Here is a 25,545-nt window from a genome sequence, read left to right on the forward strand (position 1 = left end):
CATCAAGTGTTATATCCAAGTTTAATACATATAGAGATAGGAACACAAATCACTTTATATTGTGTTCCTAATTAGCCCGAAATACTACCAAACTAATTAATTTAATCAATAGGACTTTCTTCAGGAGTTCCTTCATGAATTGTCTTAACCCATTTAAGACGTTTAGGAAAAATTGACATTCGAATAGTGACACTAGGAATAATAATAAACCAGTGCATCATATAAAAGGTTCCCTTCAAAGATAACCACGTCAACCGAAACACATCTATAGTCCCCAAATTTTTGCTTTTTTCACTGCGACGTAACCCATTAAATACTCCCCAAGAAGACAAAGATAAAATTAATATGGTTAACGGACTAAAAATTGGTAGGTGATGAAGCATAATTACCATTAAGAAGTCAGGAAATACAGCCATTAAGATCAAATACTGCATAACAATAAACGATAGCATATCAACCTTTTTCGTCCAGCCAATATGCTCATTAAGAATAAACCGCCAATAATCTAAATATCGTTGATACCCTCCCTCTCCCCAACGGTTTCGTTGATGCCAAAGAGATGTTACTGTTGTGACTCCTTCCTCTTTCACGGTAGGAGCGGATAAAAAGCCAATTTTCCAATTATCCAGATGTAAACGAATAGTTAAATCAAGATCATCTGTAATTGTTTGTTCATTCCATCCCCCGCAACGAGATAAAGCTAAACGCCTGACAAATTGTCCATTACCGCGTAATTCTCCAATTCCCCCGAGGGCAACCCGTTGCTCTTGAAAATAGCCATCGAGGGACATCTCTATTCCCTGTCCTTTCGTCCAAAAATTCAGAGGTGCATTAGCAATATCCTTGCGAACTTGAACTGCTCCTACCGTTTTGTCTTTAAATAAAGGAACTACACAACGTAATAAATCCTGAGAAACCTTAGCATCTGCATCAAAAACCGCAATAATATCTCCATGAGTTTGGGATAACGCCTGATTTAATGCTCCTGATTTTCCTCCTCCTCCATTAGCCGGACGACAAATCACATTGAGTTGAGAATACTTTTGGGCTAATTGCGCTAAAATTTGGGGAGTATTATCAGTACTGCAATCATCAACTACCCACAAGTTATATTTATCACTGGGATAATCCAAATTACACAAGGTCGTTATAAGTTGACCAATAACTGCCTCCTCATTTTTAGCCGCCACTAACAAAGAAACTGAAGGAACATGACCATTAGCAATAACTTCATCAGACAAAGGGCTCGGCACATCCTCCGGTTTAGCGGTTATCAGACGTAACGCTTGAATAAAAAATAACCCTGTTAATACTAAAACTACCCAAGTTCCCCAATTCACTAAATGAAGAACAATGGTAATACCCCAAACAGCCATAAGGACAAAAGCAGCTTTTTTACGCCGTCCTGATAATCCTTGGAAAAAATTGTTTCTAAATTTTTCTTCTTCATCCTGGAGATCAGACCATTCCGATAATAATGAACTGAAGGGATCCAAGTTCTGAGCAGCTTCGTCTGACCAATAATTATTTTGCATAAATCGATGTTTTGATTAATTCGTTTGCTTTGATGCTAACAACTCCCGTTATTCTCTTTGTTCGTTTGTTGCTGCTCTACACTTTAAGGTTTTATTCTAGCGGAGAATACAAATTTTGTTTGTTGGTGTTTCTTGAGGTTCATTTCGGTTAAACGTTAAGAATAAAAAGCCATAATGGGGAGGCTATACTGATACGTCAGCTACTGTTAAAATAAAAGCGAACTATTCATTATTTTTCACCCATCTTAACAAATAAGTCTAATCATTTTATGCTGAGTGATATTATTACGACGATCTCTCTACTGTTAGGTTCAGTCCTCTGGGTAGAAATTGTTCGGGACTGTCATCATACGTTATCCCACCATTGGATTCCTTTATATCGTCTTCATGCTTGGCATCATCGTGTATTTCGTCCTGACTTATCCCCCGTAAGTGAGGAAATTTACCGTAAAGCTCATTGGTATAACGATCTCCCAGAAGCATTAGTAATGTTAACTCTGAGCCTAATTTTTGGGACGGTATTTTTTTTTGGAAGTCTTCCCTACAGTTGGATGGCGTGGGGAGGGTCAGTTTATGCTTTAACCTTTCTGATAGGGGCGATTACGCGAGGTGTAGGAGTCCCCTACGCCGATGAATTGACGGATATTACCCACCGCCAAGGAGAATTTGTTACTCTTCCTGGAAAGTGGTTTGTCAATCGTCCGTACCATTGGCGACACCATTTTGACAATCAAAAGGCTTATTATAGCGGAACACTAACTTTAGTGGATAAACTTATGGGAACCGCATTATCTCTGAAAAGAAAAACCGTTGCAGTTACTGGTGCATCAGGAACTTTGGGGCAATCACTCTTAAAACAGCTTTATATTCATGAGGCTATACCGATTGCTTTTACCTCTAAACATCAGTCTATTTCAATAGAAATTGAAGACAAAAGATTACCGATAAAAACATTAACTTGGCAAGTTGGTAAAGAATTAGAATTAATCGATGAGTTAGAATCAGTTGATATATTAATTCTCAATCATGGTATTAATGTTTATAGTGAAAGAACCCCAGAAGCTATTAATAAGTCTTATGAAGTAAATACATTTTCTAGTTTGCGATTAATGGAGTTATTTATTACTACTATTAGAACAAATAAAGATAGGGCTTGTAAGGAAGTTTGGGTTAACACCTCTGAAGCAGAAGTTAGTCCCGCAGTTAGCCCTCTTTATGAATTAAGTAAACGAGCTTTAGGAGACCTAGTTACTTTACGTCGTTTGGATGCTCCTTGCGTGGTAAGAAAATTGGTTTTAGGACCATTTAAAAGTAATCTAAATCCTATTGGATTAATGTCCGGAGATTTGGTTGCTAAGCACATTATGAAAGCAGCAAAAGCCGATAATAGGAACATTATCATTACTGTCAACCCTCTCACATTTATTGTGTTTCCTCTCAAAGAGTTTTTTGTTTCCCTATATTTTAAATTATTCAGCAAGAAGGTAAATCAAATTTAAAATTTGATAAAAAAAAGAGTAAAATTAGCTATTAATTATAGAGTACTGTAACTGCGCATAAATCACAAGGTATTAAGATTGAATAAAGACCCTATCTATCTATTGATAATTACCAATATGTCCTATCCTATATTTAGGAGAATATCTATTTTCATATGGGTAATTAAGTCATTATATTTAACTTGTTTATTATGATTATGTACGATTATTTTATTTTTTTAAACTAATACCAAACTAATAAAAGTAAATTTTTATTAGTTTGGTATAGATCATCAATGCTCGAGATAATTATAAGTATTTTATGTTTATCTAGCTAAGGAAAAAATAATTCTTTATTCTACTTTTGTTCTTCAACAATAGTCCGGTTAAAGTTATAGTAATAGATTGTTAATATTGAGGATTATTTAAGTTTCTAATAGTCTACTTCTTGTTAAGATTATCAAGGAATATATCCATGTTAGGTTTGGATGAATTTTTACTATTAAAAATATGGTGAAGCTTAAAGTATTAAGATTATAAAGTTAGTTTTAACTAGAATAAAAGTATTTTAATTTTAGCTTTAAACTTCAAAAGAAAGTAGGACTAAATTATTAATGACCAATTTTGCGATTAAAGTTAAAGATTTAAGCTTTGGTTGGGATAAAAACTCTTTTGTACTGCAATCATGTTCTCTAGAAGTTCCTGAAGGGGAGTTTTGGATGTTATTAGGCACTAATGGTAGTGGAAAATCAACCCTCTTACGATTAATGACGCGACTGTTAACTCCCCAAGTTGGAACTATCGCCATGAGTTCCCCTGTCGGTTTTGTCTTCCAAAACCCTGATCTTCAGTTAGTTATGCCAACTGTTGGGGCTGATATCGCCTTTGGATTAGTTTCTGAAGGTCTATCCCCTATTGAAGTCCGTAAGCGTGTACAAAAGGCTTTGTCGGCTGTTAACCTTCTAGAATTAGAGCGAAGGCCTATTTATGCTCTTAGTGGAGGTCAAAAACAACGTATCGCTATTGCTGGAGCGATCGCTCGTCATTGCCGAGTTCTTCTCCTTGATGAACCTACAGCCCTCCTCGATGTTAATACCCAGTTAGAATTAGTTATCCAAGTACAACAGTTGGTTAAAAGTCAAGGCATTACCGCTTTATGGGTGACACATCGTTTAGAAGAGTTAAATTATTGTGATGGTGCTTTTTTACTAGAAAATGGAAAAGTAATAGAAAAAGGAGATCCCAGGCATCTGAAAGTTCGATTGGGTTTAGAAACTTCACCTTAAAATAAAAATTTTTTGTTAAAATCTGGAGATATTTGCATCCAAAATATCTTAAACATATATGACCACGTTTAAAAAATATGGTTACTCTTTACAATACTTTATTGTTAATCGATGGTTATAACATTATCGGGAATTGGACTTCTTTACAACTAACCCGTGATCGTCATGGTTTAGAACCGGCAAGACGAGAACTCGTAGAGGCTCTAGTCAATTATGCAGCCCACAGTGGTTATCAAGCCCAAGTCGTTTTTGACTCCCAATATCGCAAAACCCCCAGTTCTTTAGAAAAACATTCCCCCAATTTATCTATACACTTTACTGCTTGGGCGCAAACAGCTGATACATACATTGAAAAAGTCTGTGCATCTTTTTTTCATAAAACCAGTTTCACTCCACCTCGATTAATCGTTGCTACATCAGATCGAGATCAACGTTTAACAGTGATAGGATATGGCGCAGAATGGATGTCGGCTCAACATCTAGCTGATGAAATTAATCTATCCACTCATCAAGTTAGACGCAAACAACGACCTAGTAAACGTAGTCAGGGTCGTTTTTTATTCAACTGTCTTGACGCTGAATCTCAAGCGCGCCTTGCTCAATGGCAAGAAGGGACAAATTAACAATAATGACTTCCTTTATCAGGTTTCGGAAATTTATAGACAGATTTTAAAGAACATGTGTATTAAAAAAGATCAGAGTCAGAAATTTCTAGAAAATTAATGAGTAATACTATTGACATCAAGAAAGATCATTGCTAAATTAATATACGTGTAAAAAACAAGCCCCCATCGTCTAGTGGCCTAGGACACCTCCCTTTCACGGAGGCGACAGGGATTCAAATTCCCTTGGGGGTACTTCATTAACAAGAAGTAAAACTTCTATTTTACTTCTTACTCCCCTCTGTATAACAGAGTCGAATTCTGGGTTTTCAGAAAGCTTTGTTACAAGTGAAATATTCCGGAAATTTAGAGCTTTTTCCACTTATTGTGGGCTTTAGTTAGGGTTTTTCACGACTCCCATAAATATTATCGCATTAGTCTTATGATCACGAATTGTACATAAAAATGGACGATTAACGATCATAGTAAATTGTTCTTCTGGAAGAAATACAGAAGTCATCCTCGCACGAAAGGAACTAGTGACGGCTGAGTGTGTTCCTTTCTCGTTAATCTCTACTAAGGTTTTGTGTCTAATACGATTCACATAAACTTGACGAGATGTTAACTTAGAAAAGTTAGCTGATGATTGTTCAAATATTGTGGACATTCCTAAGTATATTAAGGCCTTTTCTATGTCAATTTCATTGGATAAACTGAAACGAGGTAGTTTTAATCTGCCTTGTTGTTCGCGAAATTGTCCTATCCATTTTTTCCACTGACTTATTGTTAATTGTGAAACTAGGTCTTTTAGATTCTTATCTGGTCGAGGAAGGAAAATTTCTAAACTAAAGCGTTCTCCTGCATAAGGTAAACTCACCGCTTGAAAGTCTGATGTTTCAAAATAGCGGTACTTTCCTTCCCGAGACATTAATGGAAATTTGATGACCCGATCATTACTTAAATAAAATGGCTGTTGTGTAGTCAGATGAGGATCAAATTCTATTTGCCAAACTCCTTTAAAATAAATTGCGTTGGCTAAAAAAAGTACATCTTCATTACTAATTTGCTCAATAATTTGGGGAATTTTTCCCAGAGTTTTGTCTTTTACCCAACGATTAATAATTCCGACTGACTCAGAACTATCAAAATTTAAATTAGTAATTTGAGCCTGATAATATTCTTGATTAGTTTTAAGGAATTGATAACGAAAGGAAAATCCTTGTCTAGTCCAAAGCGAATTAGCAATTGCCAATTGACCACGATAATCATTCGTCTTTAACGATTTTTCTAGAGTTTTATTGGCATAATTAAAAGCATTAAGATCTACTCCTTTAATCCCTAATGCACCAGACATTTCTTGCCGAGTGGTTCCGCTTGCGCCATTATAGAGCATGGATAAAGCTAGGGCTAAACTAACAGGAGAAACAGCAATATTTTGTTCTGAATTTTGTCTAGCTAGGGTGGAAAAGAGTTTAAAACCAAATTTAATCTGAGCATTTACCAGTTTTTCCTTGTCCAAAGACTTGTTCAGGAAAAATATTTTTGGGGAAACTTCTTGTAGTGCTTGAGCGTCTGCTAATATGCTGAGAACTTGAATTTTAGACGAAGGAATAAACCAACTCAAGAAGAATAAACCCAGAAATCCGAAAGTTGTGATCAAAGTTTTTCGATTCGTCATCACTATCACTCCTATTTACCACACAGCAATGTCCGAATAAACTCACCCCTGAGCTTTTTGACCTGTACCTTTTTGGCAACTCTATGCTTTATTAATGAGATTTTTAGACAAAGCATTTTTCTTTCGAGAATATACTTGATTGCTAAACATAAACCCTTAGAATTGTAAACAAATAATTCTAACCGTTAAAGTCACATTTAGTTGGGGACAAGAAACGGAGGTAAGCTAAAGACCATGAACATCGCAGAAATCATTCAAAAAGGTGGGGTGGCTATGGGCCCGCTCCTCTTCTTGTCAGTACTCGCATTAAGTACTATTATCGAGCGTTCCTGGTTCTGGGTAAGATTTCTCCTTAAAGAAAGGGAAATACTTAATAGAATCATGGATACCGCCGCTAGAAACTGGAATTTGGTTCCAAAAATTGTCAGAGAATACCGTAATCACCCTATAGGCAACTATCTTTATAGTCCCCTAAGATTGACTAATCCTGATCCTGAAGTCTTCCATTTAGCTTTAGAATCAACCGCCGATGATGAATTGGCTCTCATGCGTCGAGGGGATAAAGTACTAGAAGCCGTCATTGCGCTGTCTCCTCTTTTAGGGTTGTTAGGTACAGTATTAGGACTCATTGGTTCTTTGAGTTCAATTCAGATTAGTGATCTTGGAACAGCCTCAACAGCCGGAGTTACCCTAGGGATTGGCGAAGCTTTAATTTCAACAGCAGTTGGTTTAATTGTGGCCATTGTTAGTTTAGTTTTTTATCGCATTTTCCAAGCCTTATGGTTCAATCAAGTGAGAATTTTCCGTAAAACAGGCAGTGAACTGGAAGTGATTTATCGTCAACACTGGTTAGAAATAGACGATGATCGCTATCCTATAAGTACCGATGCAGAGCCTTCTGAAACAGCTGAACACTAACTTCTTTGATCTTAGTAAAGGTACTTATGACACAGTCCACTGGACAAAAGCTAAAAAGTCAGAAAAATCAACCCCATGTTCACTCGCGCCCCCTAAAATTGTGGCAAGATACCTCTCTCCAACAGGAGGTTCGCATTGAGATTTTGCCGATGATAGATGTAATCTTTTGCATTTTAACCTTTTTTATTTTGGGGGCTGTGGGATTATCTCGTCAGCAGGCTATGAACCTGGATTTACCTAAGGCTAGCACTGGAACACCGCAAATGCGAGAAATGTTAGTGGTTAGTCTCGATGATTTCGGTCAGGTGTACGTGGAAAAACAACTGGTGACGCGCAACCAACTTTTTGATGCAATTAAAAACTACCACCAGTTTAATTCTAATGGTCTGATGGTTCTCCACGCTTCGGGAAATGCTAGTTACAACGAAGTCATTCAAGTCCTTGATATGCTAAAACAAGTGGGGGGTGATCGTGTCGCCCTAGCAACTTTACCAGGGGAGTCAGATCCTTCCAATAATTCTTTGAATCTGACTCCTTTGCCATCAAGAAATAAATTACCCGAGAATGTTCCTAGTACCTTGCAACCAAAAGTTCCGACTAGTCTAGAGCAAGGATCGGGAGATTCCCTTAACATTCCTCTTAACTCTTCCTCATTAAGGGGTTCCACATCTCCTTAAACTCAACTCGCTAATTAACTTAAGGAAATAGTGTCCATCAAATATCTTGTTTAAGAATGAGCCCATAAGACTAATCTTGTGAGTGAGCAACTTTCATAAAAGATAACCCAGAGCGGCGATAGGCAAGTAGTTGTTCTTCTAACGCAGCAATTCTATTATATGCTGCCGTTAGTTGAGCTGTTAGTCGGCGAACTTGGAGATCCCTTGAGAGAATTATCTCTCCTTCAGGGGAGACTACGCTTTGTTTATCACGGTCATCTGAAAGAATATCCTTGTGTTTCATCCCTAACTTCAAGGGTTTGTTGCTGATTGATAATTCAGTATTAGGGCTCGGGATAAGATGAGAAACGCAATCAAAAGATTTTTGATTAATGTTAGCAGAAACTTCTGAGGGTTTTTTCAAGGTGGAGATCTGTTGACTAACTTGTTCCACCATTTGATGAAGTTGATTAAATTTGTAATTAAGTTCATTAATTTGTTGCTGTAGCTCATCCATAAGAGTTCCCATAACTAACACTTAGATTTACATGTATTATCCTAGAAGTGACCAAGGAAAATCTTTACATACTCCCGATTGATTTAACGATTAGTTAACTATTCTTAGTTTAATTTAAGAGACACAATTGTCGTTTATTTGCCATAGCTTTTTATAAGTTATTTAACAGTAATCATTGATACAACATAAATTATGCTTAGTCGTCGTTCTTTTTTAATTAGTGCGGGTACCCTGCCACTAACGCAATTACTATCGGGATGCGACAATCACTCTACTGCATTAAGGGTTTTGTTGTTACAAGGTTCGATTCCTCCCCAATTATTAGAAGCTTTTCGTCAACAATTTGCCAAAGATCAGTCTCTTTCTTTCAAGCCGATAGCTCAATTAAAAGATCTTTGGAAACAATTACAAAGTTGGCAAGGGAGAAATCGAGATACTCAAGGTCTTAAAGATTGGTTAAGTCAACTTCTCTTTATAAACAACACTTCCCATAAGATGAGCGATTTAGTAACCTTAGGAGATGCTTGGTTAGGGAAAGCCATTCAGGATAAATTAATTCAACCCCTGACTTTAACTGAGATAGCAAGTTGGAAAAAGCTGGGTTCTTGTTGGCAGGCCCTGGTTAAACGAGATGAAGCCGGAAATTTAGATCTGCAAGGACAAATTTGGGGTGCACCTTACCGTTGGGGAACTACATTAATTGCCTATGATAGTGATAAATTTGAAACCTTAGGATGGACTCCGACCAATTGGGGAGATTTGTGGCGAGAGGAATTGCGCCATCGCATCGCAGTTGTTGATCAACCAAGGGAAATTATCGGTTTAACTCTAAAAAAACTTGGCTATTCCTATAATAGCCCAAATTTATCTCAGATTCCCAACTTATCTTCACAACTCCAAGCGCTAAACCAACAGGTAAAATACTATAGTTCTCAATACTATTTACAACCTTTGATTATTGGAGATGTTTGGCTGAGTGTGGGTTGGTCTAGTGATATTTTACCTTTAATAGCTAAAAATCGGAAAATTAAGGCAATTATCCCTCAATCAGGAACTTCTATTTGGACAGATATCTGGGTACAACCGAGAACTAAAGAAGATAATGTTAATCTATCGACATTAACAAAACAATGGATTGATTTTTGTTGGCAAGAATCATCAGTTAATCAAATTTCTTTATTAACTGATGGCGCCTCACCAATGATTTATACAACCCCCAAAATATCTACAAAAATACAAACAAATCCCCTCCTATTTGTTGATAAAAATATCATGAATAATTGCGATTTTATTGAACCACTATCCGAGCAAAATAAACAAGAATATGAAAAATTTTGGCAGGAAATGAGGCAATCCCAAAAAGGTAAATAATCAGGCAATAATTGAGATGAAAAATGTATTACTTTTACTTATTAAAATATATAGACGTTCAATTTCTCCTTTACTTCCTCCAAGTTGTCGTTTTCAGCCTACTTGTTCTGAATATGGCTTAGAGGCTGTTGAAAAATTTGGCGCTTTCAAAGGAACTTGGATGACAATGAAAAGAATTTTACGCTGTCATTCTTTACACCCGGGAGGCTATGATCCTGTTCCTCCACTAGAAAAAGATTTAAATAAAAAGTAACATTAGTTTTTTATGAAAAAATCTGCCTAATTTTTGGAAAAGAAAAGACAGATTTCATGAACTTGACAATAGACCTTGTTAATTTTTTAAAATTTACTTACGCTTGATGACGAGAGTAATCATCTTGAAAACGAACAATATCATCTTCTCCTAAATATTCCCCATTTTGTACTTCAATAAGAATTAATTTAATCACTCCCGGGTTTTCTAGGCGGTGTACTGTACATTGAGGAACATAAGTAGATTGGTTAGCCACTAAAATCTCTTCTTTATCTCCACAGATAACTCTAGCAGTTCCTGAAACAATAATCCAGTGCTCGCTACGATGGTAGTGCATTTGCAAACTGAGACGGTGTCCAGGATTAACTTCAATGCGTTTAATTTTATATCCTGGCCCTTCTTCTAGGGTAGTAAATGATCCCCAAGGGCGCATTTCAGTAGCACATATACCGTTATGAGAAACAGAAAAGGGGATAGATACAAGACTATTTTTGTTGTTAGCAGTCTCTTTTTTATTGCTAGTAACTTGTTTTGTTTGAACCATATTATTTATTCCTCGGAAGGTAAAAAATTTAAAATTTAATAATTTTACGATATTCGTTGAATACCGTAGCATAAATCATTCAAAATAGCAGTGAGCTTGCTGCAAATACTAAAAATAAATCTACTGAGAAAAATATGAGATAAATTTGACTAAATTTTCTATTCATGAGTTTATTTATACATTTCTAAGTAGTCAGCAATGACTTTAATAACTCTTATCAAAAAAAGATCCGATAGACAGTAGTATTATATAGAGTCAGTTTCATGAAAATTACTAAAGATAATTAAAATCAAAATTATTGTATAGATGGTGTATATTTTTTGTATTTTCATAGAAAGAAACAAGAGCTATTAAATCTATTTTTCTAGGTGTCAATTGAAAATATATGATTATTTTTTAACTCTATTATGTTCTATGTAATATTAATTATTAATTAAAAAAGGTTTATATTAAATATGATTTAAACATAAAACATAAAATATAACATCTGGTTATTATTGATTACTTAAATATTTTTTAAACAAAATATATGTTAATAAACTAAAAAAACATTAAGACTATTATCTATAAAGATATTAAGTATCTCAGAAAATATATTTTTATAATAAAAAAATAGCTAATATTAAAACTTATTTACTTGAATTAGATTGGGCTAAATTAAAATATTATGTTTTATAATATTTTAACATTTTTAGTAAGTAAAAAATATTTTATGAGTAACAATAAACTGAACTAATTCAGTTCTTTAATTTTATCTACTATTTTTTTTAGGCGTTCAGGAGAAATTTATTTAAATGTTTCATTCAGTACGATTATTAACAATATTTTTGAAAGTAATTACTTCTATAAATAGTAAAAATATCAGAAAATTAAAAAGTTTTTTTATCTAAAAATAGAAATAATAATTATTGTAATTTTTCAACAAGACAGGTTTTTTTATAAAACATAACTTATAGATTATTAATGTTTTCTTTGCTGTTGGATATTTTCATGAACTTAAAGAGTTACTGTGACACCTTTTTTAAAAAAATCAACATAAAAAAGTAACTTATTTCATGGTTTTTACCATAATCTTTGCAAAAAAATCTAGCTTTATCCCATTTTTAAGCAATAGCTGTACTATAATAATTATATTGTAGACTTTTTCTAAGTCTTCTTGTTAAAATACTTTGTCAAGATTATAAAAATAATGTTATTTATCACCGTTGTAATTATGTTTTTCTAAGAAAATAATTACCTGATCTATGTTTCAATTTCTTAGACAATGTCTAGTGAAACTACATCAAGTAAAATATATATTGGATATGCTAATCTAAAATCATGGTAAAATTGCAAACTACTTCTAAAAGAATATTCACTAGATATTAGCTTGTACAAAAATTTAACTAACATAATTAGAAGAATAAGAGCTATCAAATTTTACCCGTGATCCCAAAATTTTGTTAAAAAAAATAAAAAGAAAGAAAAGTTAAATTAACTACCGAAAAAAAACTTGCGATAATTTTTGACATAATTCTGGAAATATAAAGGAACAAAAGTTAGGATTAAATTTTATTAAAATTCTAAAAAAAATAAAGTAATAACATTTTAGAGTTAAGAACTAACAAATTTTATGAATCTATAAGCTCTCTTTGAAATCCAATTAGTTTTATTCTTAACAATCTCTATTTTTCCTTAAGTTTTCCCTTGCTTAAAATATATAATTATTTTCATAATCTAATATTTAGTCTGATTGTACCATTGCTTTTTAGGTATGATAAATAGGGTTCTGACACTAGTTAGGCAATTTGAAAGGATACACAATAATTTAGATAAAAAATTTGTTTAGAGATACCTACTAAATAGCAGAAACTTCAGTAAAAAATTTTTTATCTAAACTGGCTACTTTTAAAGTGAATTTACTTAAATTGCATTGTTTTAAATTTGTTTTATTGAGGTCTACTCTCCGTAGATTCACTTTAATACAATTTTTTTGTAACTGTAGCTTGTGATTAATAATTCACTCATATTTAGCTGGAAAATAAGGGTTTTATCTAGACGAATGAGTTAAATCTAGGTAATTTCAGGAAAAGCCCTAAAACCTTGATGATTATAAATTATTGATGCTTGTTTCTTGACCATAAATTTTTAAAAGCATCTAAAGTAAAATCAAGATAAGATTTTAACCACCGTAAAAGATATTGAGTACCTGCCATTTCCCAAATCCAATATAACAATATTGGATTTTTTATAGCCGCTTTTAAGGCTAATTGGTTAAACATTATCCAAGTGGTTTTATCCTTAAGAAAGGCATCTACTACCTCTGTAGGAGAATCTGCGAGGAGTCCAAAAAAGGTATTTAATATCGCATTAATTCTTTGAGGAGGCAAGGGTTTTCCGGTGGGAACCATCATTCCTTTAGAAAATAACCATGTCACTGCAACATTACTTTGATAGGCACGAATTTCATTTAAATCTTTTGCTGTTAAACGATTATTTTTTAATGCTAGATCTAAAGAACGAGTTAAACGACCTAAATTGCGGACTAAAGAGCCAAAACCTGTAAAAATCAAAGGAGATTGTAAAGAAGCGGCATCCCCAATTGATAAAAGTCGCTCAAAAGCTACTTGACGATCGCGTTTTCCCATAGAAAAATGACCTGGAATATAACCGAAAGTTGGCTTTTTCCAAACTAATTTCTCTAAATCACAGCGACGATACTCCGGTAGGATATTAAAAAAGTCTTCATACATTTCCAATAAAGATCCAGGGTTTTCAGAATGTACTTCATGATAATGAAACAAATAAATTGTCAACTCATCTCCTTTCCCTGGAAATAATTCCCAAATCAATTGTCGTCCCCTGGAGATATCTCCATGGGAGTTTAATACATCTCCATATTCTGAGTTCCAAACTTTAGGAGATAATCCTTCAATAATTGCCCCGACTGTCGGACAAACACTGTCAAAAGTTTGCTTTCCATTCATTTGCCAAGCAATAGGAGAAGCTGTTCCCATAGCATCAATTAACAATTTTCCTCTCACCTTTTGAGAAGTTCTATTATCTAAGTTAACTAACTGTATAGTTACTCCATCAGGGTCAATATCAGCACGAATAAATTCTGTTTTATCTAAGATTTTTCCTCCTAATTTAAGTAGTTTTTCTCCACATAAATTTAAAAATTTAGTGGTATCAATAGCAATATTTAAAGCTGTGTTATTATGTAAAACCTCTGCTTTAAGATGGGGAGGATTATTACCATCGAAAAATTTGTTAAACCCATCAACATATTCCCTGATAATAATACTTTCAAATTCTTCTGGAGTAAATAATCCTAAATCAATTAAAGTTTGAAATTCAGAACGGGAAATATTCCATTCTCGATTCATCCGTCCAAAAGCTAATCGTTCTACTATTAAAACTTGATAGCCTAATTGTGCCATCATCGCTGCGTGAACTGCTCCTAAAGCACCACCAACATAAATAATGTCGTAATTGATCACAGTTTCTTTGGAGAATTCTTGAAAAAATATGACCTGTTTGGGTTTTTGTGGGCTTCGTACCCCTTCATACCAGCGTTTTTCCCACCAATAGACTCTTTGCAAGTCTGTTTCCCCTTGAGGCATTTTTCGAAAAAAATGAACGGTTTGGGGATAATTATTTTCTAAGTTCTCAAAGATTGAAGTTGCTGATAAATCGAAATCATAAATTTTGGGATATTGAGGGAGAAAAACCTGTTGAATGTCTTTGGTTAATTGATGGCGAATATTTCCCTCTGAAGGAAATGGCTTTTTTCCCCAACGAAACATTTTAAGATAAGTAGTTCGTTGAACTGACCAAAGAAAAATTGATAACTCTGTTTCGGACATGATAAGTCTAGTTGATACAGAATTAGAGATCAATTGTAATCGAATACCTTGGGGTGTAATCACCTTTTGTCCTACCTGGGGAGTCCATTTATCTTGCAACCAGTTAGAGACAATATCTATATGGGGTGTTGGAATTTCTAAGTAAAGGATTTCTTGCATCTCAAAATTGTGAGGAAAAAACTCAAGAAAAAATATAGAATTAACTTATATAGAAAAAAACTAAACTTATGTTCTATTGTAGGGCGACAGACACTTTTGTAAAAATTTATAATTGTTTCATATCATCATCCACATTATCTAATGCCGTAGTTGATTGGTTATGCATTATCTCATCTCCGCTAGTTCTGAAGAAATTTTTTCCTTCCCCCCAGTCAACCTGTTGATAAAGAAATGATTGTTTTGGCAATCTCTGGTGTTGTTAAACTTGCCAGTTCTCAGGGACAATCGTTAGATGAGTTAACCGCCGAAGTTTTACAAGATGATTTTATGCTTGATCTCATTCAACGCCGTTGCCTGAGTAATCTTGTAGAGCAAGTATGGCAAGTGTTACCTTGAAACAAGTTAGAGGCATGAGAGTAGATGAGTGATCGTCGAGGAAAAGTTTATTTAGTAGGGGCGAAAATTGGTTCTGTTGCTTATTTAACCCTCAGAGGACAACATTTACTAAGTAACGCCCAAGTTCTAATTTATGACGGTTTAGTTGATTCTCAACTCCTCGTTTCCCTACATTTAGCTCCAGACAATTGTATGAAGCTAAATGTAAGGAAACGAGGAGGCTTCCCTAGTATCAATCAAAATACCATTAATCAGCTTTTGGTGACTTATTGTCTTCAAGGAAAACAGATAGTTAGGTTAAAAAGTGGCGATCCCTCAATTTTTGCTCGAGTTAATTCTGAAATTAAAGTCTTAACCCAAGCAAATTGCAATTATGAATTAGTTCCAGGGATTTATTCTGTCTTAGCTGCCCCTTTCTTAGCTGGAATTCCTTTAACGGACAAAAATTTAAGTTGCTGTTTCACGGTTTTGACAGGCCATCAACCGGATTTACTTGACTGGGAAGTCTTAGCAAAAATAGATACATTAGTCATTTTAATGCCAGGAAGGACATTACCCCAAATTGTCTTTCAGTTACAAAAAAATGGGCGATCTTTTTCAGAACCTGCTGCGATTATCCGTCACGGGGGAAGTCCTCAGCAAGAGGTTGGGATATCGACGTTAGGAGACATAGTAAATCAGATATCAGGGGTATCTTTATCTCCTGCGGTTATTGTTATTGGCAAAGTTGTTGGTCTAAAAAATATGAACTTTTCTTACAGTCCCCTTGCCGGACAAACGGTTTTAGTTACCCGTGCAGCAGAACAATTAAGTCAGTTTAGCTTGATGTTACAACAACAGGGAGCAAGGGTAATTGAAATGCCGGCTTTAGAAATTATTCCCCCATCGAGTTGGAAGGGTTTAGATCATGCTATTGAGAAACTGTCTAGCTTTGATTGGTTAATTTTTGCTTCAGCGAATGGGATTAAATTTTTTTTTCAACGGTTAGAAACTTTAGGTGAAGATGTTCGGGTATTGGCAGGGATTAAATTAGCAGTAGTGGGAGAAAAAACGGCTTACGTACTGAAAAAATATGGATTAAAACCTGATTTTATTCCCCCTGATTTTGTAGCTGATTCCTTAGTAGAAAACTTTCCAGAATCTTTGAATAATAAGAATATTTTGGTCCCCCGTGTCGAAACAGGAGGTAGAGATATTTTGTCTAAAAAATTAAAGCAGCAAGGAGCGCAAGTCTCAGAAATAGCTACTTATCAGTCAAGATGTCCTAATAAAATTAGTCCTAAAGCTTGGGAAGTTTTACAACAAAAAAAAGTTAATATTATTACCTTTACTAGTTCTAAAACTGTTCGTAATTTTTATAATTTAATTTACCGAAAGTTAGGTAAAAGCTCACAAAAAAAAATATCATCTATTTTAGATAAAATTATTATCGCATCTATTGGACCTCAAACTTCTAAAACTTGTTATGAGCTTTTAGGAAAAACTGATATTGAAGCAAGAGAATATACTTTAGAAGGATTAAAAAAAGCGTTAGTAGAGGACATAGAAAATAGCCGATGCTAAAGAGTTAAATTAGGCTTAAATGTTCTCATAAATATTTTAAATATCTTCTATTTATTAGGTATATATCATTAGCTGAAAAAAATTACCAGCTAAATTAGCTGATATTAAGAGATTTATTGGCTTAGCAATTAAAATGATTGATAAAAACGTTAATACACGATGTCAAGAAAGAAGCCATAATATATCAATTTAATTAATTCTATACAATCATTGATACTAAAAATATTAACTTAGTCCGTCAATTTCTTTGTTTTTTATTAACAATTATGTATTCAATTGTCTTATTCAAGTTTTTTTCTCACCAATCAGTACTTCTCAGAAATAGTTATAGGAAATATTTTTTACAATTTAGTTGTTCTTTTTTGAAAGAAGTAATCCAAATCAAAAAGTATTTACGTGAGATCGAGATAAGATTTATGTCCATAACATCAGATTTCAATAAATACTACTTTCTTTTTTCTCCAGAAATTATCCTCGAACCCACGTTAACTTTATTGATAAACTTTCATTCCTTCACAAGAACAAACTAAATTTCTATCTCCATAAGCATTATCAATACGTCCTACAATCGGCCAGAATTTATATTGTTTTGTCCAAGGTGCAGGATAAGCAGCTTGTTCACGAGAATAGGGACGGTTCCACTCACCACAAATTACCGTTTTTGCGGTATGGGGTGCATTTTTTAGAGGATTATTCTCGGGGTCAATAGACCCATTTTCGATGGCTTCTACCTCTTTGTAAATAGCAATCATGGCCTCGCAAAAACGGTCTAATTCTTCCTTATCTTCACTTTCGGTGGGTTCGATCATCATCGTCCCAAGAACCGGCCAAGATACCGTAGGCGCGTGAAAACCAAAGTCCATCAACCGTTTTGCAATATCATCCACTTCCACCCCAGCACGTTCCTTCAGAGAACGTAAATCGATGATACATTCGTGGGCAACACAACCGGATGTTCCTTTAAATAAAATAGGATAATAACCTTCGAGACGTTTAGCCATATAATTTGCATTTAAGATAGCCACTTTTGTTGCCTCAGTCAACCCTTGAGTCCCCATCATAGCGATGTACATCCAAGAAATCACGGAAATACTGGCACTGCCCCAAGGAGCCGCTGAAATTGCCCCAATAGATTGTTCTACTTTATCATTGTTGTCATTTGGGTTAGTGTATTTTTCTATGGACACACTGGGCAAGAAAGGCACTAAATGAGATTTAACACCAATAGGTCCCATTCCTGGTCCACCACCGCCATGAGGAATACAGAAAGTTTTGTGTAAATTGAGATGACAAACATCAGCCCCAAAGTCTGCCGGACGACATAATCCAACTTGGGCGTTCATATTCGCCCCATCCATATAGACTTGACCCTTGTTACGGTGAATAATGTCACAAATTTTAATAATTTCCATTTCAAATACCCCATGAGTAGAAGGGTATGTTACCATCAATGCACCTAAGTTTTCAGTGTGTTTCTGGGCTTTCTCATCTAAGTCTGCAGTGTCAATATTGCCATCCTTATCACATTTTACTGCAAGAACTTTCATACCACACATTACTGCACTAGCGGGATTTGTTCCATGAGCGGACTCAGGAATTAAACAAATATTACGGTGTCCTTCTCCTCTACTTTGATGATACTTCCGAATCACTTGCAACCCTGCATATTCTCCTTGAGAACCCGCATTTGGTTGCAACGAAACACCATCAAATCCTGTAATTTCCCCTAACCAGTTTTCTAACTGTTCAAATACAATTTGATAGCCTTTTGTTTGGGATAGCGGGGCAAAAGGATGAATTTTTGCGAATTCTGGCCAAGTAACCGGAAACATTTCGGCAGCTGCATTTAACTTCATGGTACATGACCCCAAGGGAATCATCGACGTGTTCAATGCTAAATCTTTGGCCTCTAGTTGGTGCAAGTATCGCAGTAATTTACTCTCAGAATGGTAGTGACTGAATACAGGACTAGTTAAGTAGTCTGTGGTACGTCGACAGAAATCAGGCAGGTCCAACTTTACTGTTTCAGCGATTTCAGTAACTGTAAAAGAAAGTTCATCTTGATCAGCAAAAATTTGCCATAAGTCAATAATGTCTTGTACAGTAGTAGTCTCATCCAAACTAATGCCTACACATCCCTCATCTACTAAGCGTAGGTTAATTCTACGAGTTTGAGCTACTTCAATTATAGCTGATGCACTGGAATTATCTACTCCTATCTGAATAGTATCAAAGAAATGCTCATCTTCAATACTGTAGTTAAGACGTTTTAGACCTGCGGCTAAAATTACAGTTAGTTGATGGATGCGTTGAGCGATAGCTTTAATCCCTTCGGCACCATGATATACTCCGTACATTGATGCAATCACTGCGAGTAAGACTTGGGCGGTACAAATATTACTAGTAGCCTTTTCACGGCGAATATGTTGCTCTCTAGTTTGTAACGCCAACCGTAATGCGGGATTTCCTTGAGTATCCTTTGATAGACCAACAATGCGTCCTGGAATTTGCCGTTTATAGGCCTCTCGTGTAGCAAAATAAGCTGCATGAGGGCCCCCATACCCTAAAGGAACACCGAAACGTTGGCTGCTTCCCACGGCGATATCTGCCCCAATTTCGCCAGGGGGAGTCAACAACGCTAAACTTAAGAGGTCGGCCGTTACGGCAACTAAACCTTGCATTTCATGAACTTTATCAATAAAACTGCGATAATCGTATATAACTCCATGAGTTGCCGGATATTGAAGTAATGCCCCAAAAATAGGAACTTCAAATTCAAAGAAGCGATGGTCATCCACGATGATCTTGATTCCTAATGGATTAGCCCTAGTTTTAATGACTTCGATGGTTTGAGGATGACAGTGACTAGACACAAAGAAAGCATAAGCGTCTTTATTTTTGCACAGTCCATAACTCATGCTCATAGCTTCTGCTGCTGCAGTTCCTTCATCAAGTAAGGATGCGTTAGCAATTTCGAGTCCAGTGAGTTCCACTATCATAGTTTGGAAGTTAAACAATGCTTCAAGTCTTCCTTGCGCAATTTCAGCTTGATATGGGGTGTAAGCAGTATACCAACCTGGATTTTCTAAGATATTACGTTGAATAACTGGGGGAGTAATGGAATCATAGTAACCCATTCCAATAAATGAGCGATAAATTTGATTTTTAGATGCAATTGATTTTAATTGGACTAGTGCAGCGTATTCACTTTGAGAAGCGGGTAGTTTTAGCGGTTGACTCATTCGTATGCTTTTGGGAATAGTAGCTTCAATCAGTTGCTCTAGGGTGGAAAAGCCTAACACCTTAAGCATTTGTTTGATTTCCTCTTTATTAGCTCCTATATGCCGCTTGACAAAAGAATCTGTTGTCTTAAGATTAGTTTCAATATTTTCTAGTATTTCACTAGAGGTTAGTTGAAGGTTTGTCGTAATATCCAAGTTAGGCATATTTAGTTAAATCGGGTTTACTTTTTTTTAAAGATGGTATCAAAAATTTATTGTAAGCTGTCGTTATAAAGGTTTGCAATGTGAAAGTATATTTTTTATATGATGGATTTTTTAAAAAAATAAAAGGCAATATAAATTATCTCTACATGTAGATAAAGATTTTAAATTTAAAATCTTTATCTGTATTTTTGAAAAATTATTCAATATTTTAATAATTATAATACTTACTTAAAGTTTATATTTAGGTAATAATTGCTCACCTTTATTATCATAATTTTTTTTAAATATTATTTTTAGTATAAAGCATTTTTATGGTTATAAGTATTGTTTTTTTGTCAAAATTCCTCAAATGGTATATATTACGAAATAACTTTATCTTATGCATTAAGAGATTACCTAAAATTTTTATATGAGCTTTAGTTTACAGTATTACGTTCATTCACAAGTTAAAATCCTGATAAATTACTGAGAATTACGAGTACTACGACTATGGTTAATTCTGACTATCAAAAATTATCATTAATATTCACTCTACTATCAACCTTTACTGACAACATTTTGAAAGAGCACTCCCAGGTTTCCTGCTTTTTTAAAAAATTATAAGCGAGTTATTTGTGTTAAAATAGATTCCTATAACCAAATATTTAGCAAAACGTACTCTTTGAGCATGTTAATTCACTAAATAGCCCCATTAACTTGTCCTAATTTTCTTAAAATTTTGTTAGAAGGCGCATTTGCCAACAATACTTTGCTTAAGATAGCGATTATTGATTGGCAAATTTTACTGATATTTTATTTAAGTCCTGGGACTGAAAAAAAATTTATGTGCGTCTGCTACAAGAAGCAACCTTGCCAGCCAATGAAATGCGCAAGATACTCTTCTTCTATATTGTCTCTAAAGTTAAAATCCTGAAAAATTACCAGACACCATCAATGTGACTGAAGATTTTTACTGTAAATAGGGAATAATTAATCAAAAAATTTCATTAATAACGCAGAATTACTTACTTTATTAGCAGCAACAGTACGATTTCACATCACCGCATAGGTTTCATTTACGTGTAAATAACTAGCTACAATAGGAAGTTGACCAGAAATAGTTAAAGTTCTTATAACATTTATACTACTGGCGACTACGAAACGATCACTTTCTACAGCACTGTAAGTTCTCACAATGCTTAAGTGACTTGCTTCAATGGAACGCTTCGCAGGAAAATGACCTTTTTCTACAATTAATTGTATGCAGTGAAAAAAGTAAATTGTCTTTTCTTCAACCGATAATACACTAGTAGATTGCTCTTCTTGAGCTTTTTACCCTCGGTACTAGTTTTTATTACTTTAGCCAGTTCTATGTTTTTTTAGTTTTAATTCCGCTAGTTTCTACTTTTTAAGTAGTCATAATTTTAATATCCTTGCTTATAGTGCCACAAAGTAGCTATTTAAAGGTTAAGTAACTCAGGATAATTATGCTCTAACTTTTTTTTTAAAATTATTTTTATTCTGGCACGTCTCTATTGCCTCATTTTATCATATTAAAGTGTAGCTCCTCTCTTCAAACTACTATAAGAGTCTGTAATAGTGTTTATTATTCTAGAATATTTTTTCTTTAAATTATGAATATTAGTCCTTTCTATCTTGAAGCGCCTTTTGAACCTAAAGGAGATCAACCCAAGGCAATAGCCGAACTAGTCACTTCGGTACAAGCTAAAAATCGATTTCAGACGCTATTGGGAGCGACAGGAACTGGGAAAACTTTTTCTATCGCTGCTGTCCTTGAACAAATCGGCAAACCAACTCTAGTCCTAGCTCCTAATAAAACATTAGCAGCTCAATTGTGTAATGAATTACGGCAATTTTTTCCTGACAATGCTGTGGAATATTTCATTAGTTATTACGATTATTATCAACCGGAAGCCTATATTCCTGTCAGTGATACCTATATTGAGAAAAGTTCTTCTATAAACGATGAAATTGATATGCTACGTCACTCCGCAACTCGTTCTTTATTTGAACGTAAAGATGTGATTGTGGTTGCTTCTATTAGTTGTATTTATGGCTTAGGAATACCTTCGGAATATCTCAAAGTGGCAGTTACTTTAGAAGTCAGTAAAGAAGTGAATCAACGTCAATTATTACGGGATTTAGTTGGGATACATTATTCTCGTAATGATCTTGACTTACAACGAGGTAAATTTCGGGTTAAAGGGGACGTTTTAGAAATTGTTCCAGCATATGAGGATAGGGTAATTCGTGTTGAATTTTTTGGAGATGAAATTGAGGCAATGCGATATCTAGATCCAGTGACAGGAGATATTTTACAAAGTCTAAAAAAAATTAATATTTATCCTACCCGTCACTTCGTAACTCCTAAAGAAAAAATTGAATCTGCCTGTAAACAAATTCAAGCAGAATTGGAAAAACAAGTTAAAGCCCTAGAAAAGGCAGGAAAATTAATAGAAGCACAAAGAATTAGTGAACGAACTCGCTATGATCTGGATTTATTGCAAGAGGTAGGATATTGTAATGGTGTCGAAAATTATTCCCGTCATTTAGCCGGAAGAAATGCCGGGGAAGCTCCTGAATGTTTAATTGATTATTTTCCTAAAGATTGGTTACTTATAGTAGATGAATCGCATGTTACTGTTCCTCAGTTGAGGGGAATGTATAATGGTGATCGCTCTCGTAAACAAGTGTTAATTGAGCATGGTTTTCGTCTTCCAAGTGCGGCGGATAATAGACCTTTAAAAGCAGAAGAATTTTGGGAAAAAGTTAATCAGTGTATTTTTGTTTCAGCAACACCTGGAGATTGGGAAATTGAACAATCAGAAGATAGAATTTATCAGCAGATTATTCGACCAACAGGGGTATTAGATCCTAAAATTTTTGTCCGTCCTGCTGAAGGACAAGTTGACGATTTATTAGGAGAAATAAAAGATAGAACAAAGCGTAAAGAAAGAGTTTTAGTTACTACCTTAACAAAACGCATGGCTGAAGATTTGGCAGAATATTTCGGAGATCGAGGAATTTTAGTCCAATATCTTCATTCAGAAATCAAGTCTATTGACCGAATTGAAATATTGCAAGCTTTACGAAAAGGAGAGTTTGATGTTTTAATTGGAGTAAATTTATTGCGGGAAGGATTAGATTTACCAGAGGTCTCTTTAGTGGTTATTTTAGACGCAGATAAGGAAGGATTTTTAAGGACTGAACGGTCTTTAATTCAAACCATTGGGCGGGCAGCACGTAATGTAAATGGTCAGGCTATTTTGTACGCAGATAATTTAACTAAAAGTATGATGAAAGCCATTGAACAAACTGAAGAACGTAGGGAAATTCAAATGGCTTACAACAAAATTAATGGTATTACTCCCCAACCTATTATTACAAGAGATAGTAATGCTATTTTAACATTTTTAGATATTTCTCGACGTCTAAAATCTCAACAAAGTGAAATCGGAGAAGTTCATCAAAAGTCTGATGAATTGACTTTGGAAAAAATACCAGAATTAATTCAAGACTTAGAAATAAGAATGAAAGAGTCTGCTAAACAATTAGAATTTGAAACAGCCGCTAAATATCGAGATAAAATTAAATATTTACGAGATAAGTTGCTAGGTCATTAACAATATATTTAATCGATAGTTTACTTCAAATTCTTGAATCATAAAAGATAGCAGTAAGATCACGAGCAAGAAATAGATTCATGGTCGTCAATCAAAACTAATAAATCAATAAGTCTAATTGTCAATTTATTGTGCATAAATTTCACTGTTATAATCTATACTTTTAAAGTATGGAGAATTCAAGACTCCGCAATTGCTAAACCTGTGACAGTGTTGTTTATATCCAACCATCTTTATTGAGTAAATCGGCAATTGCTTGTTGGGGATTATGGTTTGTGTGAGAGACTTTTTGACGTGCATCGGTAATTAACCAATCTAGGGCTGCCGCTTGGACATCGATAGAAGCCCCTGTTTTGTCCACACAATAACGACCAAATACCAATTTATCCATTAAACGCACCCCCGGACCGAGGCGAGAATATTCAAAAATAACGCTGTTGTCTACTGTTGCGCCGCTACAAATCCGACAATTAGGTCCAATCATACTTGGACCAATAATGGTTGCCCCATCTTCAATGTGAGTCATTGCACCAATATAAACCGGTCCTTGAATATTCACTTTATCCCAGTTAACTAAAACATTGAGTCCGGTATAAATCCCTGGCTTAACTTCCACCCCAGGAATAGCAACATTTTTAATCTCTCGTAGTAAGACACCACGAATGGCGTGCCAGTAATCAGGAACTTTGCCAATATCTACCCATTCAAAGTCCATATTAACCGCATAGAAGGGCGCACCTTTTGCTACTAATTGGGGGAACAATTCACCCCCAATATCATACTTTTGATTTGGAGGAATATAATCAATAATTTCAGGTTCAAAGATATAAATTCCCGTGTTGATTTCAGTGCTAATTGCTTCTTCAATTGAGGGTTTTTCTTGGAAAGTTTGAATGCGTCCCTCTTCGTCGCTAACTACCACACCGTAACTAGAAACCACTTCTTTAGAAACCGATTTAGTAACGATTGTAGCGATTCCTCCCTTTTCTTTATGTTGTTTAACTGTGGCTGTCAAATCTAAATCAATTAGGGTATCTCCACAAAGTACCACAAAGGTATCATCGAAAAAAGGATTAAAATCTTGAATTCGCCTCAATCCTCCCGCTGAACCTAATGCATCGCCAACTAAATCTCCATTATCTGCAATATGACCTTCAAAAGAATAGCCAATCTGTACGCCAAACCGTTGTCCATCACGAAAATAACTTTCAATTTCTTCAGCTAAATGACTCACATTGACCATGATCTCAATAAAACCGTGCCGTCGTAAGAGTTCAAGAAGAAACTCCATTACTGGTTTTTGGAGAATGGGAATTAGGGGTTTAGGGATGGTATGGGTAATTGGACGAACACGAGTGCCTTTTCCTGCGGCCAAAATCATGGCTTTCATTAATGTTATTTCCTCAATCACTGTCACAAGTGTCTAGGATGACAATGCTCAGTTTACCATTTACCATTTCAAAAGCTTAGGAAGTTATGATCGAAGGACTTGTATTTTTAGGTCTTGATAAAATTTCTCTTGGGATAATTCCACCTTAGACTGGGAACATAACAGCCATAATGCCCCAAAATTCCCACACGATCACGCTTAACTTCGGGAGTATTGGGGGATTTTATCCTAATACCAAAAAGTTAATAATTCTTCCAATTTAATCCAATTTTGGGTTTGGAC

Annotated in this window: 18 protein-coding genes, 1 tRNA gene and 1 pseudogene; 11 read left to right on the top strand and 9 right to left on the bottom strand. The window is 34.9% G+C overall.

Going from position 1 to position 25,545, the window contains the following annotated elements; all coding sequences use genetic code 11:
* Positions 1–101: 101 nt before the first annotated feature.
* Positions 102–1,535: a glycosyltransferase gene (locus ETSB_RS02940; RefSeq protein ID WP_044106176.1), complete on the bottom strand. Its 1,434-nt coding sequence runs from the start codon at positions 1,533–1,535 to the stop codon at positions 102–104.
* A gap of 269 nt (positions 1,536–1,804) precedes the next feature.
* Here ETSB_RS02940 and ETSB_RS02945 point away from each other — a divergent pair, with 269 nt between their 5' ends.
* From ETSB_RS02945 to ETSB_RS02960, 4 genes are all read left to right on the top strand, one after another.
* Complete coding sequence (locus ETSB_RS02945) at positions 1,805–3,034, top strand: bifunctional sterol desaturase/short chain dehydrogenase (RefSeq protein ID WP_044106178.1); 1,230 nt, start codon at positions 1,805–1,807, stop codon at positions 3,032–3,034.
* Between the two features lie 593 nt (positions 3,035–3,627).
* Positions 3,628–4,299, top strand: coding sequence for an energy-coupling factor ABC transporter ATP-binding protein (locus tag ETSB_RS02950; RefSeq protein WP_044106179.1), 672 nt, complete (start codon positions 3,628–3,630; stop codon positions 4,297–4,299).
* Between the two features lie 77 nt (positions 4,300–4,376).
* Positions 4,377–4,922, top strand: coding sequence for an NYN domain-containing protein (locus tag ETSB_RS02955; RefSeq protein WP_044106182.1), 546 nt, complete (start codon positions 4,377–4,379; stop codon positions 4,920–4,922).
* Positions 4,923–5,083: 161 nt separating this feature from the next.
* Positions 5,084–5,156 (top strand) — tRNA-Glu (locus ETSB_RS02960).
* Between the two features lie 139 nt (positions 5,157–5,295).
* On the opposite strand, the gene ETSB_RS02965 is transcribed toward ETSB_RS02960, so the two are convergent.
* Entirely contained in the window at positions 5,296–6,579 is a 1,284-nt protein-coding gene (locus ETSB_RS02965; protein WP_044106183.1) for a serpin family protein, read from the bottom strand.
* 234 nt (positions 6,580–6,813) lie between these two features.
* Here ETSB_RS02965 and ETSB_RS02970 point away from each other — a divergent pair, with 234 nt between their 5' ends.
* Entirely contained in the window at positions 6,814–7,497 is a 684-nt protein-coding gene (locus tag ETSB_RS02970; RefSeq protein ID WP_044106185.1) for a MotA/TolQ/ExbB proton channel family protein, read from the top strand.
* 26 nt (positions 7,498–7,523) lie between these two features.
* Positions 7,524–8,174 (top strand): ExbD/TolR family protein, encoded by a 651-nt coding sequence (locus ETSB_RS02975; RefSeq protein WP_044106188.1) that lies wholly within the window; start codon positions 7,524–7,526, stop codon positions 8,172–8,174.
* A gap of 70 nt (positions 8,175–8,244) precedes the next feature.
* Here ETSB_RS02975 and ETSB_RS02980 read toward each other — a convergent pair whose 3' ends face one another.
* The gene (locus tag ETSB_RS02980; RefSeq protein ID WP_044107580.1) at positions 8,245–8,670 is read right to left on the bottom strand and encodes a hypothetical protein; all 426 of its coding nucleotides are present in this window, start codon (positions 8,668–8,670) and stop codon (positions 8,245–8,247) included.
* A gap of 192 nt (positions 8,671–8,862) precedes the next feature.
* Between ETSB_RS02980 and ETSB_RS02985 the strand changes: the two genes are divergently transcribed.
* Complete coding sequence (locus ETSB_RS02985) at positions 8,863–10,041, top strand: extracellular solute-binding protein (protein ID WP_044106192.1); 1,179 nt, start codon at positions 8,863–8,865, stop codon at positions 10,039–10,041.
* A gap of 16 nt (positions 10,042–10,057) precedes the next feature.
* Positions 10,058–10,294, top strand: coding sequence for a membrane protein insertion efficiency factor YidD (gene yidD / locus ETSB_RS02990; RefSeq protein WP_044106193.1), 237 nt, complete (start codon positions 10,058–10,060; stop codon positions 10,292–10,294).
* Between the two features lie 97 nt (positions 10,295–10,391).
* On the opposite strand, the gene ETSB_RS02995 is transcribed toward yidD, so the two are convergent.
* The 3 genes from ETSB_RS02995 to ETSB_RS03000 all read right to left on the bottom strand — a co-directional run bounded on the left by ETSB_RS02995 (position 10,392) and on the right by ETSB_RS03000 (position 14,845).
* Complete coding sequence (locus tag ETSB_RS02995) at positions 10,392–10,838, bottom strand: phosphomannose isomerase type II C-terminal cupin domain (protein ID WP_044106195.1); 447 nt, start codon at positions 10,836–10,838, stop codon at positions 10,392–10,394.
* A gap of 1,837 nt (positions 10,839–12,675) precedes the next feature.
* Positions 12,676–12,837 (bottom strand): pentapeptide repeat-containing protein, encoded by a 162-nt coding sequence (locus tag ETSB_RS10825; RefSeq protein WP_145972270.1) that lies wholly within the window; start codon positions 12,835–12,837, stop codon positions 12,676–12,678.
* A gap of 97 nt (positions 12,838–12,934) precedes the next feature.
* Positions 12,935–14,845, bottom strand: coding sequence for an NAD(P)/FAD-dependent oxidoreductase (locus tag ETSB_RS03000; protein ID WP_044106196.1), 1,911 nt, complete (start codon positions 14,843–14,845; stop codon positions 12,935–12,937).
* Positions 14,846–15,005: 160 nt separating this feature from the next.
* Between ETSB_RS03000 and ETSB_RS03005 the strand changes: the two are divergent.
* A pseudogene (locus tag ETSB_RS03005) lies at positions 15,006–15,241 on the top strand (hypothetical protein).
* Positions 15,242–15,265: 24 nt separating this feature from the next.
* Positions 15,266–16,804 carry a uroporphyrinogen-III C-methyltransferase gene (gene cobA / locus ETSB_RS03010; RefSeq protein WP_044106197.1) on the top strand — a complete coding sequence of 513 codons (1,539 nt, stop codon included), beginning with the start codon at positions 15,266–15,268 and terminating at the stop codon, positions 16,802–16,804.
* Between the two features lie 491 nt (positions 16,805–17,295).
* On the opposite strand, the gene gcvP is transcribed toward cobA, so the two are convergent.
* A complete protein-coding gene (gene gcvP / locus ETSB_RS03015) occupies positions 17,296–20,250 on the bottom strand; it encodes an aminomethyl-transferring glycine dehydrogenase (RefSeq protein ID WP_044106198.1) in 2,955 nt (984 codons plus the stop codon).
* Positions 20,251–21,282: 1,032 nt separating this feature from the next.
* The gene (locus tag ETSB_RS09855) at positions 21,283–21,423 is read right to left on the bottom strand and encodes a hypothetical protein (RefSeq protein ID WP_171816385.1); all 141 of its coding nucleotides are present in this window, start codon (positions 21,421–21,423) and stop codon (positions 21,283–21,285) included.
* Between the two features lie 440 nt (positions 21,424–21,863).
* On the opposite strand from ETSB_RS09855, the gene uvrB reads away from it, so the two are divergent.
* Positions 21,864–23,873, top strand: coding sequence for an excinuclease ABC subunit UvrB (gene uvrB, locus ETSB_RS03020; protein ID WP_052470614.1), 2,010 nt, complete (start codon positions 21,864–21,866; stop codon positions 23,871–23,873).
* 217 nt (positions 23,874–24,090) lie between these two features.
* Here uvrB and ETSB_RS03025 read toward each other — a convergent pair whose 3' ends face one another.
* Positions 24,091–25,263: a sugar phosphate nucleotidyltransferase gene (locus tag ETSB_RS03025; protein ID WP_044106199.1), complete on the bottom strand. Its 1,173-nt coding sequence runs from the start codon at positions 25,261–25,263 to the stop codon at positions 24,091–24,093.
* Positions 25,264–25,545 lie beyond the last annotated feature (282 nt).

It is taken from the genome of cyanobacterium endosymbiont of Epithemia turgida isolate EtSB Lake Yunoko (genome assembly GCF_000829235.1).
Taxonomy (GTDB): Bacteria; Cyanobacteriota; Cyanobacteriia; order Cyanobacteriales; family Microcystaceae; genus Rippkaea.